This is a genomic window from Microbacterium oxydans (assembly GCF_000956405.1).
GTDB classification, from domain to species: domain Bacteria; phylum Actinomycetota; class Actinomycetes; order Actinomycetales; family Microbacteriaceae; genus Microbacterium; species Microbacterium oxydans_C.
Genome location: NZ_JYIV01000013.1, coordinates 40,103 through 53,061, shown reverse-complemented (window position 1 = coordinate 53,061; position 12,959 = coordinate 40,103). Strand labels below are relative to the sequence as shown.

At 68.3% G+C, this 12,959-nt stretch carries 17 protein-coding genes; 9 read left to right on the top strand and 8 right to left on the bottom strand.

What is annotated here, in order from left to right:
- Window positions 1–140: 140 nt before the first annotated feature.
- From RN51_RS01720 to RN51_RS01710, 3 genes are all read left to right on the top strand, one after another.
- Complete coding sequence (locus tag RN51_RS01720) at window positions 141–1,364, top strand: MFS transporter (protein WP_045262320.1); 1,224 nt, start codon at window positions 141–143, stop codon at window positions 1,362–1,364.
- 299 nt (window positions 1,365–1,663) lie between these two features.
- Window positions 1,664–2,146: an SRPBCC domain-containing protein gene (locus RN51_RS01715; RefSeq protein ID WP_045262319.1), complete on the top strand. Its 483-nt coding sequence runs from the start codon at window positions 1,664–1,666 to the stop codon at window positions 2,144–2,146.
- Window positions 2,143–2,460 carry an ArsR/SmtB family transcription factor gene (locus tag RN51_RS01710; RefSeq protein ID WP_045262318.1) on the top strand — a complete coding sequence of 106 codons (318 nt, stop codon included), beginning with the start codon at window positions 2,143–2,145 and terminating at the stop codon, window positions 2,458–2,460. Before RN51_RS01715 ends, RN51_RS01710 begins: the two co-directional genes overlap by 4 nt.
- Window positions 2,461–2,469: 9 nt before the next feature.
- On the opposite strand, the gene RN51_RS01705 is transcribed toward RN51_RS01710, so the two are convergent.
- Window positions 2,470–3,024, bottom strand: coding sequence for a MarR family winged helix-turn-helix transcriptional regulator (locus RN51_RS01705; protein WP_045262317.1), 555 nt, complete (start codon window positions 3,022–3,024; stop codon window positions 2,470–2,472).
- Window positions 3,024–3,263, bottom strand: coding sequence for a hypothetical protein (locus RN51_RS01700; RefSeq protein WP_045262316.1), 240 nt, complete (start codon window positions 3,261–3,263; stop codon window positions 3,024–3,026). The genes RN51_RS01705 and RN51_RS01700 overlap by 1 nt, the downstream gene beginning before the upstream one ends.
- A gap of 192 nt (window positions 3,264–3,455) precedes the next feature.
- Between RN51_RS01700 and RN51_RS01695 the strand changes: the two genes are divergently transcribed.
- The gene (locus tag RN51_RS01695) at window positions 3,456–3,836 is read left to right on the top strand and encodes a MarR family winged helix-turn-helix transcriptional regulator (protein ID WP_231579186.1); all 381 of its coding nucleotides are present in this window, start codon (window positions 3,456–3,458) and stop codon (window positions 3,834–3,836) included.
- 71 nt (window positions 3,837–3,907) lie between these two features.
- Window positions 3,908–4,234, top strand: a complete 327-nt coding sequence (locus RN51_RS01690) for a hypothetical protein (RefSeq protein ID WP_045262314.1) — start codon at window positions 3,908–3,910, stop codon at window positions 4,232–4,234.
- Window positions 4,235–4,381: 147 nt separating this feature from the next.
- Here RN51_RS01690 and RN51_RS01685 read toward each other — a convergent pair whose 3' ends face one another.
- The gene (locus RN51_RS01685; RefSeq protein WP_045262344.1) at window positions 4,382–5,134 is read right to left on the bottom strand and encodes an SDR family NAD(P)-dependent oxidoreductase; all 753 of its coding nucleotides are present in this window, start codon (window positions 5,132–5,134) and stop codon (window positions 4,382–4,384) included.
- Between the two features lie 111 nt (window positions 5,135–5,245).
- Window positions 5,246–5,746, bottom strand: coding sequence for a MarR family winged helix-turn-helix transcriptional regulator (locus tag RN51_RS01680; protein WP_045262313.1), 501 nt, complete (start codon window positions 5,744–5,746; stop codon window positions 5,246–5,248).
- Between the two features lie 127 nt (window positions 5,747–5,873).
- On the opposite strand from RN51_RS01680, the gene RN51_RS01675 reads away from it, so the two are divergent.
- Complete coding sequence (locus tag RN51_RS01675; RefSeq protein ID WP_045262312.1) at window positions 5,874–6,665, top strand: SDR family NAD(P)-dependent oxidoreductase; 792 nt, start codon at window positions 5,874–5,876, stop codon at window positions 6,663–6,665.
- Window positions 6,666–6,723: 58 nt separating this feature from the next.
- On the opposite strand, the gene RN51_RS01670 is transcribed toward RN51_RS01675, so the two are convergent.
- A complete protein-coding gene (locus RN51_RS01670) occupies window positions 6,724–7,866 on the bottom strand; it encodes an epoxide hydrolase family protein (RefSeq protein WP_045262311.1) in 1,143 nt (380 codons plus the stop codon).
- Window positions 7,867–7,987: 121 nt separating this feature from the next.
- Between RN51_RS01670 and RN51_RS01665 the strand changes: the two genes are divergently transcribed.
- From RN51_RS01665 to RN51_RS01655, 3 genes are all read left to right on the top strand, one after another.
- Entirely contained in the window at window positions 7,988–8,377 is a 390-nt protein-coding gene (locus tag RN51_RS01665; RefSeq protein WP_045262310.1) for an ArsR/SmtB family transcription factor, read from the top strand.
- Between the two features lie 2 nt (window positions 8,378–8,379).
- The gene (locus RN51_RS01660) at window positions 8,380–9,357 is read left to right on the top strand and encodes an SRPBCC family protein (RefSeq protein WP_045262309.1); all 978 of its coding nucleotides are present in this window, start codon (window positions 8,380–8,382) and stop codon (window positions 9,355–9,357) included.
- Between the two features lie 234 nt (window positions 9,358–9,591).
- Entirely contained in the window at window positions 9,592–10,944 is a 1,353-nt protein-coding gene (locus RN51_RS01655) for a flavin monoamine oxidase family protein (RefSeq protein ID WP_045262308.1), read from the top strand.
- Here RN51_RS01655 and RN51_RS01650 read toward each other — a convergent pair.
- From RN51_RS01650 to RN51_RS01640, 3 genes are all read right to left on the bottom strand, one after another.
- Complete coding sequence (locus RN51_RS01650; RefSeq protein ID WP_045262307.1) at window positions 10,935–11,660, bottom strand: Pr6Pr family membrane protein; 726 nt, start codon at window positions 11,658–11,660, stop codon at window positions 10,935–10,937. The genes RN51_RS01655 and RN51_RS01650 overlap by 10 nt on opposite strands.
- Before the next feature lie 81 nt (window positions 11,661–11,741).
- The gene (locus tag RN51_RS01645; RefSeq protein WP_045262306.1) at window positions 11,742–12,131 is read right to left on the bottom strand and encodes a MauE/DoxX family redox-associated membrane protein; all 390 of its coding nucleotides are present in this window, start codon (window positions 12,129–12,131) and stop codon (window positions 11,742–11,744) included.
- Window positions 12,132–12,160: 29 nt separating this feature from the next.
- Window positions 12,161–12,928 carry a ribonuclease H family protein gene (locus RN51_RS01640; protein WP_045262305.1) on the bottom strand — a complete coding sequence of 256 codons (768 nt, stop codon included), beginning with the start codon at window positions 12,926–12,928 and terminating at the stop codon, window positions 12,161–12,163.
- Between the last annotated feature and the right edge of the window lie 31 nt (window positions 12,929–12,959).

Genomic DNA, 12,959 nt, shown 5'->3' with positions numbered 1-12,959 from the left:
GTAGGCCCGAGGAGTGACCTGCGGAAACGGGGTTGCGGGGTGCGCCGGGGCTGGGTAGAGGTGCGGCGCCGGGTGCGTCTCGATCGGTGGGCTCTCGATCTCGTCGACCGAGGCGCGCGGCGCACCGTACGATCGTAGACATGGCCTCCATCGAATCGATTCGACGACCTGTGCCGGATCAGGCATCCCGCCGCGCGCGCATCGCCGTCTCCGCGCTCTTCCTGACCAACGGGGCGCTGTTCGCGAACATCCTCCCGCGGTACCCGGAGATCAAGTCCGCTCTGGGGTTGGACAACCTCGGCTACGGATTCGCGATCGCGGCGTTCCCTGCCGGAGCGATCGCCGCCGGGCTCCTGGCCGCGGTGCTGATCCGTCGGTTTGGTTCCGCCCGCATCGCCGTGATCGGCACCGTTCTCACGAGCCTGGGCCTGCTGTCGGCGGCACTCGCTCCCTCGGGAGTGCTCTTCGCGGTGGCGCTGTTTCTCGGCGGGGCGTCCGACGCCATCACCGACGTCGCTCAGAACGCCCACGGTCTGCGGGTGCAGCGTCGCTACGGGCGTTCGATCATCAACGGCTTCCACGCCATCTGGTCGATCGGCGCGGTGCTGGGTGGGGCGATGGCCGCGGTGGCGATCGCGCTGCGGCTGCCGCTGGCCGTGCACCTGGGCATCTCGACCGCCGTGTTCGCCACGGTCGCGCTCGTCGCCCTGCGCTTCTGCCTCCCCGGCCGCGACGACGAGGTCGACGAGGAGGCTACGGCCGAGCCGGCCGAACTCGCCGGAACGCTCCGCCGCGGTGTGACGCCGCGTACCGTCATCGCGATCATCGCCCTGACCCTCATCGCCATGGCCGGCGCCGTCGCCGAGGATGCGGGCAATTCCTGGGCGACTCTTTACCTCGCCGACTCGCTCGGAGCTGCGGCGGCGATCGCTCCTCTCGGTTTCATCGCCCTGGTCGGTGCGCAGTTCATCGGTCGGATCATCGGCGATCCGCTCACGGATCGCTTCGGTCAGCGGTGGGTCGCGCGGGTCGGTGGCGCCATCGCGGCCGTCGGGATGACCCTCGCGCTCGCATTCCCCTCGGTGCCGGGCACGATCCTCGGGTTCGCGGCTGTCGGCTTCGGCATCGCCACGCTCATCCCTGCGGCGATGCATGCCGCGGACGAACTGCCGGGACTGCGGCCGGGCGTCGGGCTCACGGTCGTGTCGTGGCTGCTGCGCCTCGGGTTCCTGCTGTCTCCGCCGTTCGTGGGCTACATCGCCGAGAACGAGAGTCTGCGAGCGGGGCTCCTCGTGGCGCCGGTGGCCGCGCTCGTCGCCGTGCTGCTGGCGGGCTTCCTCGAGAGGCGGCGGCCTCGCGCCTGAGGCCGGCACGGGCCTGCGGTTGTGGTGCGGGTGTGCCCTTGCGTTCCGTGGGTTCCGATGGTTCCGGATGGCGGAAGAAAACACGGATGCCGGGTGGTCTTCCGGCGATTCCTCATGCATTCGTGAATTCCTCCGACAGGTGAGGCCGGCGTGAGGCGTGATGTGGAGTGAGCGATGGGGGTGCGCGGTGAGCATGCTGCAACTCTAGGGTTGTGCGTGGAGCCGAGAAGTGCAACCCTGGAGTTGCAGTCGGCTGATCCGGCCGACGGGACATGCAGGAAATCCCGAAAGGACCCATCATGGTGAACATGACCCAGAACGAGGCATCCGTCGTCGACGAGGAGACATTCTCGGTGCGGCGGAGCATCCAGATCGCGGCACCCGTCGACAAGGTGTGGCGAGCCGTGGCAGAGCCGCAGCACATCTCGCGCTGGTTCGGGCGCACGGTGCTCGAGGGCAGCGGCGTCGGAGCGACCGGCACGATGACGTTCCCCGACTACGACGTGATCCCCCTCCGGGTCGAGGAGTTCGACGAGCCGCGGCGCATCACGTACCGCTGGAACAACGACGATGCCCTCGGCGCGCTGCCGGACAGCATCGACGAGTCGACCTCGACCGTCTTCACCTTCACGCTCGAGGACGCGGATGGCGGCACGCGGCTCACGGTCGTCGAGAGCGGGTTCGAGCGCACCTCCGACCCCAGGGCCAACCTCGAGTCGCACCGCACCGGCTGGGATCTGGAGCTCGACAAGATGGTCACGCTCGTGGAAGGCGAAGCGTGACGACCGAAACACTGCTTCCCGTGTTCGCGGCACTCGCGGACGAGACGCGCTGGAGCATCCTGACGGCACTCGGCGAGGGGGATGCCTCGGCATCCGCCCTCGCCGGGCGCCTTCCGGTGTCCCGTCAGGCGATCGCCAAGCACCTCGCCGTGCTGCAGGAGGTGGGGCTCGTCGAGCCGGTTCGTGTGGGGCGCGAAGTGCGCTTCCGCGTCGTCGGTGCCGAGCTCTCCGCCACGGCGGCGAAGCTCGACGTGATCGGACGCGAGTGGGACCGCCGCCTCGCTGCGATCAAGGAGATCGCGGAAGGGCTGTAGCGCGGGGGATCACTCCGCCGCGTGGGGGCCCTTCTCGTCCCGGATCACGTTCCGGAGCTCCTGGTCGAGGTCGGAGGCCTCTTCGATCGACGCGGTCATCCCGGCGAGGAACCGTGTGACCACCGCTCGTTCCTGGTCGGAGAGTTCGTCGACCAGGGTGAGCATGCGGCGATGCATGGCGCCGAGGGTGGCCCTGACCTCCTCGTCGCTGCTCACGCTCGGAACCACGACTCCGGCGCGGCGGTCCGTCGGATGCGCCTCGCGACGGACATGTCCGCCCTTCTCGAGGCGGTCGATGAGCGTGGTCGTCGACGCGGTGGAGATGTCGAGCATCCTGGCGATGTCGATCGGACGGACGATGCGGCCCGCGCGCTGTTCACGCAGCAGGAAGCGCAGCGCCATCAGGTCGGTCTCGTTCATGCCCATCGATGCCCGAGTGCGGGCGCGCATCGCGGTCTCGGCCGCCCGGTAACGCCGCAGCATGTTCAGCACATCGACGGTGCTGGCGCTCTCCGAGTCGGGGTACCAGTACCCCGAGCGTGCATACTCCTGGGGCTCGCTCATCAGGCCACCGCCTCTCCGTCTGCCGCGGGAGAGGATTCCCGCGTCAGCATCTCGATCGCACCTGTCGCGACCCCGGCGGGGACGACCAGGAGGAAACCGCCGGTGATCGCGTCGTTCTCGGCCACGATGATCTGCTCGATCCGATCGCGGGAGATGGTGGGGAACTGTCGTTCCAGGCGCTCGAGGAGGGCGGCGTAATCGATGTACTTCTCGTTCTCGAGTGCGGATCGCTCGACCATGACGTCCTTTCGTGCGGTAGATCCATCCTCTCACCGGCGTGAGGGTGTGATGCACGCGGGATTTCGCTAGTCAGACAGATAAAAAGACTTCCGAGCTAAGATGGGTGTCCGGAGCCGATGAGGGGTGTGATGGGGAACAGTCTGGGGGTCATGGCGTCTCGGCTCGACCGCGACGTCGATGAACTGCTGCGCGTGGAGGCGCGGCTCGCGCGGCGCCTCATGGCGGGGCGTCAGCCCAACGAGACCGACCGCTCGGCCCTGCGATTCATCTCGGCGGCCCCGATCGATGCGCCCGTGACGCCGAGCGATCTTGCCGCTCACCTGGCGGTCAGCACCGCGGCGATCACCTCCGTGATCCGGCGTCTGTCCGATCGCGGCCAGATCGTGGTGACGGCGCATCCGGACGACAGGCGATCGAAGGTGATCCGTCCTTCGCTTCGCGACATCAACTCGCCCGCGGACGAGATCTCGCGGCGGGTGGCGCGAGTGGAAGAAGGTTTCACGCCCGACGAGATCGCCGCGATCTCGCGATTCCTGCGGCGGCTGGCGTCAGAGATCGATGCGATTGAATAGTTTCGCTTGCCATTTAACTAGCTAAACTAGTAATCTATTTCCTGTACAAAATACGCGGGAAAGAGGGACTCATGGGCCAGCTCAGTTACGCCGGGGAATCGCAGATCGTGGAGATCGATGATGCGACGCTCGCCCATCTTCGCCTCGTCACCGTGACGAAGCTCCGCCGCGGAGAGTCGTTTCCCCTCACGCTGCGCACGTCGCGTTCCGGCACCGAGACGCTGTGGATGCACGCGTCGATTCCGGTGCGCTTCGCCGTCGAAGAGGAGATCGAGCTTCAGCGTCCATTGCTGGTCAAGATGATGGCTGCGGCGAGCTCCGCGCACGGTCTTGACCTGACGGACCTGGAGCTGGCGCCGTTCCTGTCCGCCGCTCCGGCGATGCACGCGGTCGCCTGACAGCTCGCCTCCGCCGCCGACGCGCTCCTGGGCAAAGTGTGCGCGAAGGCGGATGGGGGTGCGCAGCGACGCCGCCGGGGGGATCTGCGTCGCTGCTGATGGCATCCGACCACCGGGAATCGGGTCCCGGGGTCGGATGCCATTCGATCAGAGGGCGGTGTAGCCGCCGTCGACCAGGTGGTAGCTGCCGGTGATGAAGCTCGCGGCGTCGCTGGCGAGAAACGCGATGAGGTTCGCGACCTCATCGGCCTGGCCGAGGCGTCCGATCGGGTGCTTCGACACCAGGAAGTCCTTCGCCTCGGGTCCCATGTTGGCGAGCAGCGGAGTGTCGATGAACCCGGGGCCAACAGAGTTCACGCGCACGCCCTGTGCCGAGTACTCGAGTGCCGCCGACTTCGTCATGCCGACGACGCCGTGCTTGGCGGTGACGTAGGCGGGTGAGTTCGCGAACCCGACGCTGCCGAGGATCGACGCGATGTTGACCACCGAGCCGCCGCCGTTCGCGAGGATCGAGGGGATCTGCGCCTTCATGTTGCGGAAAACCGCGTTGAGGTTGATCGCGATGACCTTGTCCCACGCCTCGTCCTCGTATTCGGCCGTCGGAGCGGATGCGCCGCCGATGCCGGCATTGTTGACGCCGATGCGCAGCGGGGCGAGGGAGTTCGCCAGCTCGATGGAGGAGGCGATCCACGAGGCATCGGTCGCATCGCCGACCGAGGCCTCGGCCGTGCCGCCGGCTGCGCGGATCTCCTCGACGACCGCGTTCGCGTGATCCGCGTTCAGGTCGTTGACCACGACCGATGCACCGTTCTTCGCCAGCAGGAGGGCGGTCGAGCGACCGATTCCGCTGCCCGCTCCCGTCACGATCGCTGAGCGGTTCGAGACGTCGTACTGAGCCACGAGGGACTCCACTTCCGGGCGGGCGCGGTGCCGGGAGATCTTCTCGGACGGTCCGTCCTTCACTCCAGCCTACGCCTGAAAAGCGGAGGTGGATTCACGTGAATGGATTCTTCACTGGAGGGTGCGTGGCGAAGGAGCCCAGGTCGGATCAGGACTGATCGCCGCGGAGATGCGGGTGCTGATCGACCCCAGCTGTCGCGCCTGTGCAGCGGTGAGACTGTCGAAGACGAGCTGCTGCACCAGCGCCTGGTGGCCCGGCGTGGACTCGGCGACTTTGACGTGGCCGTCGTCCGTCAGTACGCCGAGGGTGAATCGCCCGTCGGCCGCGTCGATCTCCCGACGCACCCATCCCTTGGATTCCAGTCGCGAGATCGCGCGCGACAGGCGCGACAGCGTGCAGCTCGCATAGGCGGCGAGGGTGCTCAGGCGAAGGCGACGATCCGGTGCGGAATCGAGCGCGAAGAGGATGCCGTGCTCGAAGTGCGTGAGGCCGCTGTCGCGCTGCAGCTGCGCATCGAGAGCCGTGGGGAGGCGCTCCAACAGCGTGGCGACGGAGGACCAGATCGTCAGCTGATCGTCGCTCAGGTGCAGGGGAGTCGGCTGCTCGGACATGCGTCAAGGATAGGTCATCGAGCGTGAAGATCCGCGGGTATTGACTTTCCTGAGCAAGTGAAATGATCTAGAGTCGCTTTCCCGAGCAAGTGATTTGCCGTGTTCGGCGTCAAGAGGAGGAAAGCGAATGGATCTACAGCTGCAGGGGAAGACGGCGTTCATCAGCGGTTCGAGCCGCGGGATCGGATACGCGATCGCCGAGGCGCTCGCGGCCGAGGGTGTGCGAGTGATCGTGAACGGTCGTGACTCGACGGCGGTCGATGCGGCGGTGGGGCGCCTGCGAGCGGAGCACGCCGGGGCGTCTGTCTCCGGGCTCGTCGCCGACTTCGCGAACGCGGATGACGTCGCAAGGCTTCTCGAGGAGCTGGGCGATGTCGACATCCTCGTCAACAATGTGGGCGTGTTCGGGCTCGCGGAGTTCGAGGCCGTCGACGACGCCGAGTGGGAGCGCTACTTCGAGGTCAACGTGATGAGCGGAGTCCGGCTCGCACGACACCTGCTGGGCGGGATGATCGAGCGAGGCTGGGGCCGGATGATCCTCGTCAGCAGCGAGTCCGGGGTGAATGTCCCCGCCGATATGGTGCATTACGGCGTGACCAAAGCGGCGATGATCGCTCTCGGCAACGGTCTGTCGAAGCTCACCCGCGGTACCTCGGTCACCGTGAACACGGTCCTGGGCGGGCCGACCTACTCTGATGGGGTCGCTGCGGCGGTCGAGGCTGTGGCTCGAGTGCAGGATCTGTCGCCGGAGGCCATGAAGCAGGTCATCATCGACCAGAACCGGACCACTCTGATCGAGCGGTTCCTCGACCCGACCGAGGTGGCCGACCTGGTCGCCTACCTGGCGAGTCCCCGCGCGTCGGCCACGAACGGGGCGGCTGTGCGTGCGGATGGCGGAGTGCTCACGTCGATGCTGTGATCAGTCGATGGGGCGATCGATGCCGCCGCGCCGCATGGTCCGCGATGGGGAGGTGGATTCACGCGGAGGATGCGTGCGGAAGTGCGCGGGCGAATGTGGAGATGTCGTCGGCGAGCAGTGCCGGCTCCTCGTGCGGCGCGAAATGACCCCCGCGCGGCATTCGGTTGTAGCGGACGAGGTTGTACGTGCGTTCGATCCAGCTCCGTGGCGGCGACGCCAGGTCGTGCGGGAACAGGGCGACGGCGGTCGGCACCTCCACCCGTTCTATGCGTGAGGTCAATCCCGCTGCGTACTCGTAATAGGGGCGGAACGACGTGCCGATCGAGTTCGTGAACCAGTACACGGTCGCAAGCGTCAGCAGGTAGTCGTCGCTGAAGCGGGAGGAGACGTCGCCACCGCAGTCGCTCCATGATCGATGCTTCTCCAGGATCCATGACAGCAATCCGGCAGGGGAGTCCGAGACGGCGGCCGCCAGTGTGAGCGGCCGCGTCTGCTGCTGGTGCTGGTATCCGCCTTCGGAGGCCGACCACTCCTGTACCCGGTCGAGGTGGGCCTGCTCCTCGGCGGTGATCGACTCCTCGTCGAGGTGTGCGGGAGCGGCTGTGGACAGCAGGTGGATGCCGACCACCTCCTCGGGGTATGCCTGCGCGAGACGGGAGGTGATCCCCTCCCCCAGGTCGCCGCCGTGCGCGAGGTATCGGGGGAAGGCGAGATGCTCCGTCATCAGGAGGTGCCACAGGTCGTGCGTCTGCACGCCGAGTCGGGGGCGTTGCGGTGAGAACGGCAGCCCGGGAAGCGCGGGCACGATCACGGTGGCGGCATGGGCGGGATCGCCCCCGAAACGCGATGGTGTCGCCAGGCGTCGAGCGACATCCACGAGTTCGAGTGCTGTGCTCGGCCAGCCGTTCGTGAGCAGAACGGGAATCCCGGTCCCTCCCGGCTCGGCATCGAAGCGGAGATAAGCGACCGGCGTCCCGTCGATGTCCGCCCTGTGCCAGGGCAGCTCCTCGATCTGTTGTTGCTGCGCGCGCCAGTCGAAGCCGTTCAGCCACACGTCGACGAGCCGGCGAAGCTCCGCCTGGTCGGTGCCCGCCTCCCAGTCCTCCACGGGCCACGGCTCGGCCCAGCGTGTGTCGCGCAGCCGCCGTCGCAGATCTTCGAGGTCATGCTCGCCGACGTCGAGGACGGAGTGTCGAGACAAGGGGGCCTCTTCCGTGATGACGTGGGCTGTGATGCGACGGTATCGCGGGTCGCCGACACCGGGGCGCGATTCGCAAAACCCCTCTTGACACACCCGCTCCGCAGGCATAACGTACAACCAAATGGTTGCACAAAGAGAATTGAGCGAAGCGGAGGTCGACCGTGTCTTCCACGCACTGGCGACGTCGACCCGGCGCGACATCCTGCGCCGGACGATCGAGCGGGAGCAGTCGGTCTCGACTCTCGCCTCCGAATACGAGATGTCGTTCGCCGCGGTGCAGAAGCACGTCGCCGTGCTCGAGGCCGCGAACCTCATCGTCAAGCGCGCCGAGGGACGCGAGCGGCTCGTCCGCGCGAACCCCGAGATGATCGCCCGCGCCAGGGCGCTCCTCGCCCGATACGAAGAGCTGTGGCGGTCGCGCATCGCCCGACTCGACGATCTGCTCGCCGAGACCGTGGGGTCCGGCTCATCCGACAACAGCGATACCGACAAGAACGCACAAGGAGACTGAACATGCCTGTCACCGACGTCATCACCGATGCCGAGAATCTGACCATGACCGTGGTCGCCGACTTCGCCGCCCCGATCGAGCGGGTGTGGAGCGCCTACTCCGACCCGCGGCAGCTCGAGCGCTTCTGGGGCCCTCCCGGATGGCCGGCCACCTTCACCGCGTGGGACCACACCGTCGGCGGTCGTGCGCAGTACTCGATGAACGGTCCGCGCGGGGAGAAGTCGTCCGGGTCGTGGGAGTTCATCTCGATCGATGCGCCGAACGCGTTCGAGGTCATCGACTCGTTCGTCGACGAGAACGGCACACCGCTCGACGGCTTCCCCGCCCAGCGGATGACCTTCGCCTTCGAGTCCACCGCCGACGGCACCCGCATGACCACCACGAGCCACTTCGACTCGGTCGACGCGCTCGAACAGGTCGTCGAGATGGGTCAGGTCGAGGGGATCAAGATGGCCATGGCGCAGCTCGACGCCGTGCTGCAGGACCTCCGCGACTACGCCCAGGGCAAGGGCACGCGACTGGAGCTGCTCGACGACACGCACGTGCGCATCACCCGCCTGGTCGATGGTCCGCGCGAGCTGGTGTGGCGCGCGCACTTCGAGCCGGACCTCATCCGCAAGTGGATGCTCGGCCCCGACGGGTGGGAGATGACGGAGTGCGTCGCTGCCACCGAGGTCGGTCAGTCGTACCGGAATTCGTGGGCGCCGGTGGGCGACACCGAGGGGCAGCCGTTCGGCTTCGAGGGGGAGGCGCTCCTCATCGACGCTCCGCGCCGCGCGGTCACCACCGAGCGGATGCAGGGGATGCCCACCGAGACGCTCAACGACCTTAACCTGTACGAGGAGGACGGCGCGACCCTCGTCACGCTGCTCATCGAGTACCCCGACAAGGAGACGCGCGACATGATCCTCGCCACCGGCATGGTGGACGGCATGGAGTCGTCGTTCGCCCGCCTGGAGCGGGAGCTGCTCTCCGTCTAGCGTCGGATCCTGCGCGCGGAAGCCGTCGCGGTTTCAGGCGCTCACGCCGGGTCAGGCCGATCTCCCTCGAGGCGGCCTGATCCGGCGTTTTTGCCTGATGCGGCGTTTCGCCTGATCCGGCGGTTTTGCCTGATGCGACGTTTCGCCTGACCCGGCGTTTTCGCCTGTCCCGACGAGGCCGCGCGTCGAGGTGCCGCACGTCCGGGCAGGTGTTCGGGATAAGGTGGCGACACGATGAGGATCACGCGCCGCACTCTGCTCCTCGGCGCCGGAGCCGGTGTCGCTTCGGTGCTTCTCGCCTCGTGCACCCCCGAACCCGCTCCCACGCCGACCCCCACCCGCACGCGCGAACCCGAACCGCCACCCGGGGTCCCCGCCGCGGCAGGCAGCGTGCGCAGCACCTGGACCACGGACCCGTACTCTCTCGGCGCGGTCAGCTTCACCCCGGTCCGCGTGCTGTCCGACACCCGCTCCGCACTGGCGCGGCCTGTCGGCAAGCGGCTGTTCTTCGCAGGTGAGGCGACAGACGTGGACGCTCCCGGCACGGTGCGCGGAGCCATCGCCTCTGGCACCCGCGCCGCCGAAGAGGTCATGATCCCTGCAACCTCGGGCGAACGCATCGCCGTCGTGGGCGCAGGCCTCGCCGGCGCGACGGTCGCCGCGCTCCTCGCCGAAGGCGGCATGGAGGTGACGGTCTTCGAGGCACGAGACCGCGTCGGCGGACGGGTCTATTCGCGCCTCGACGACTCCTGGCCCGTACCGGCGCAGCTCGGGGCCTGGCTCTTCAGCGCGGACGACAGCGAGGTGCTCGATCGTCTGAGCAGCGGGGAGGTCGGGATCGTCGATCTCGCCGGTGAGCTCTGGCGCGGACCGGACGGCGACATCGACCCGGTCGACCCGCAGCCCTTCGACGCCGCGATCACCACGGCCCAGGCTGCTCCCGAAGACACCTCCGTGGCCGACGCGCTGACCGCCGCGGGCATCGACCCTGCAGACCCCGCGACCGCCGCACTGCTCGCGATCCTCGCCGCCCGCACCGGAGCCGGCGCCGACGAACTCTCGAGCTGGTTCGCGCCGCCGCTGCCCACAGGAGACCCGAAGGCGGCGACGGGCGACCTCACGCCGTTCATCGAGAAGACGCTCGACGGCGTCACCGTCGGCCTCAACTCGCCCGTCGCGAGGCTGGCGTACGACGACTCGGGGGTGAGCGTGCGTCTCGGCACCGGGGAGGCGCTGTCTTTCGACCGCGTCGTCGTCACCGTGCCGCTCGGCGTGCTGCAGGACCGGAGCATCGAGTTCGACCCACCCCTGCCCTTCTCCAACCGCGGCGCGGTGTCGGCTCTCGGCATGGGCGCGATCGAGACGGTCTGGCTGCGCTGGGACGAGGCGTTCTGGGACAGCGAGGAGGCGATCTGGCACGCGGTCGGCGCCGACGTGACGATCCCGACCTGGATCAACCTGCGACCCGCGACGGGCGAGAACGTGCTCGTGGGAATCGTGGGCGGTGCTGCGGCAGCCGAGTTCGCGCAGCTCGACGACGACGAGGCGATCGAAGCCGCCCTCGCCTCGCTCTCCCTCTACGTCTGACCGACGCGCTCGCCGATCGGAACCTGTTCGTCCGTCGTCGTCTCCGCGCTCTGCTCGGCTTCCCTCTGCAGCAGCCGGGGCAGCGGCATGCGGCTGATGAGCACCAGCATCGTCGCGACGAGGGCGAATGTGGCGAGGGCGATCGCCGACGACACGAGGAACTCCAGGGGACCGCTCACCTGTCTCGGGTCGAGGAAGTAGTACGGGTACCAGCCGATCAACGGGCCGCGGATCATCGTGAACACGCCCCAGAGCACGGGATAGGCGAGTGTCACCGGCACCACCCGCCACGGGACGGAACGGTGCCCGGGGGCGAGCGCCCATGCCGCCACCGTCACCGCGGGCAGCCAGAAGTGCAGCACCTGATCCGACCACGGGACGTCGATGCGGATACCGCGGACCCCGGCCTGCCAGACCAGGATCGCGAACACGAGTCCGGCCGTGATCGTCCACGTCAGCACGAGAGCCAGCGCGACCGTGAGCCAGCGCGGATCGCGCGCCGTGCGCAGGGCGATCACACCCGCGATGCTCAACAGCACCACGAACGCGATGTTCGACTGGTTGGTCAGATACGCGAAGAAGTTCTGGCTCGCGATGGTGTTCGACGCCAGGCCCCAGGCGAGCCTGTGGATGAGCGCCACCAGGCAGACGGCGGCGGCACCGAGGCGGAGCAGGCCGAAGGCGGTGCGGGCCTTCACCGCTGCGTCACCACCCATTCCGTCATCCGCCGAGTCTACGGACCGCACCTCGGAGGACCCGCCGTGCCGCAGCGGGCGCCCCTCACCCGCGACGTTCGCTCAGCGTCGCGGCTCGCGGGTCGACCACAGCGACAGAGCGACGAGCACAGGCTGGAAGAACAGCCGCACGAAGCGCTTCATGTCGGTGTCGAGGCCGAATCCGTCGCGGTGGTGCATCCACTGCGCCACGTTGCCGGGGAACACGGCGACGAAGAACAGAGCGGCGATCGTGCCGACCGTGCGCCGACGACGGCGTGCCAGCAGCAGAGCGGAACCGAGTGCGACCTCGGCCACGCCGGAGGCCAGCACCGTGGTGTCGGGGTCGAGAGGCAGCGACTCCGGCACCTGCGCCTGGAACTCCTCGCGGGCCACCGTCAGGTGGGAGACGCCGGCGAAGACGAGCGAGGCGCCGAGGAAGATACGGCCGATGGTGTGGGCGGGAGTCGACATGGTGCGAGTGTACGCCTCGGTCGCCGCGCTCAGATCAGGCGGCGGAGCGCCTCTTCGAGCGAGACGCCCTGGGCCTCGGCGCGGTCCCGCAGCCTCGCGTGCTCGTCGGACGACAGCGGGATGCGCAGCTCGATCGGGTCGTCCTCCGGCGCATCCAGTCCGTCGAGGAGGTCGGAGGCCTCGGCCCACAGTGTCTCTGCGGCCGGGGCTGGTGCGGGGGAGGCCGCAGCCGAGGGAGCAGGGGTGGAGGCCGGCGTCGAAGCCGTCCGGGCGGAGGAGGGAGCGGAGGCGACGACTGCAGCGGACGCGGCGACCGCGGCTCCGGCATCCGTCGCCATCGTGAAGCCGGGCCCCCGACGCGGTTCCTGCTTCGCCTGGTAGGCCTTGGCGGCGGCGTTCGCGCGCTCGTCGGCGGCTTCGTTCAACGGGTGCCCTGCGTGGCCCTTGACCCAGGAGAACTCGACGTCACGGCCGCGGATGGCTTCGTCGATGCCCTCCAGCAGGTCGCGGTTCAGCACCGGCCCGCCGTCGGATTTGCGCCAGCCCTTGCGCTTCCACCCCGGCATCCACTTGGTCACGGAGTCGATCACGTAGCGGCTGTCGCACTCGATCAGCAGCTTCTCGTCGGTGCCGGCCGTCGCGCGCAGCAGTTCGAGAACGGCGCGCAGTTCGCCCTGGTTGTTGGTGCCGTGCGGCGAACCGCCGGCCGCCCAGTTCGCGTCGTCGATGTACCAGGCCCAGCCGTTGGGGCCGGGGTTGCCCAGGGCGGAGCCGTCTGCGGCGGCGGTGATCGTCATCCTTCAACCGTAACGGTGGGGGACGACGCGG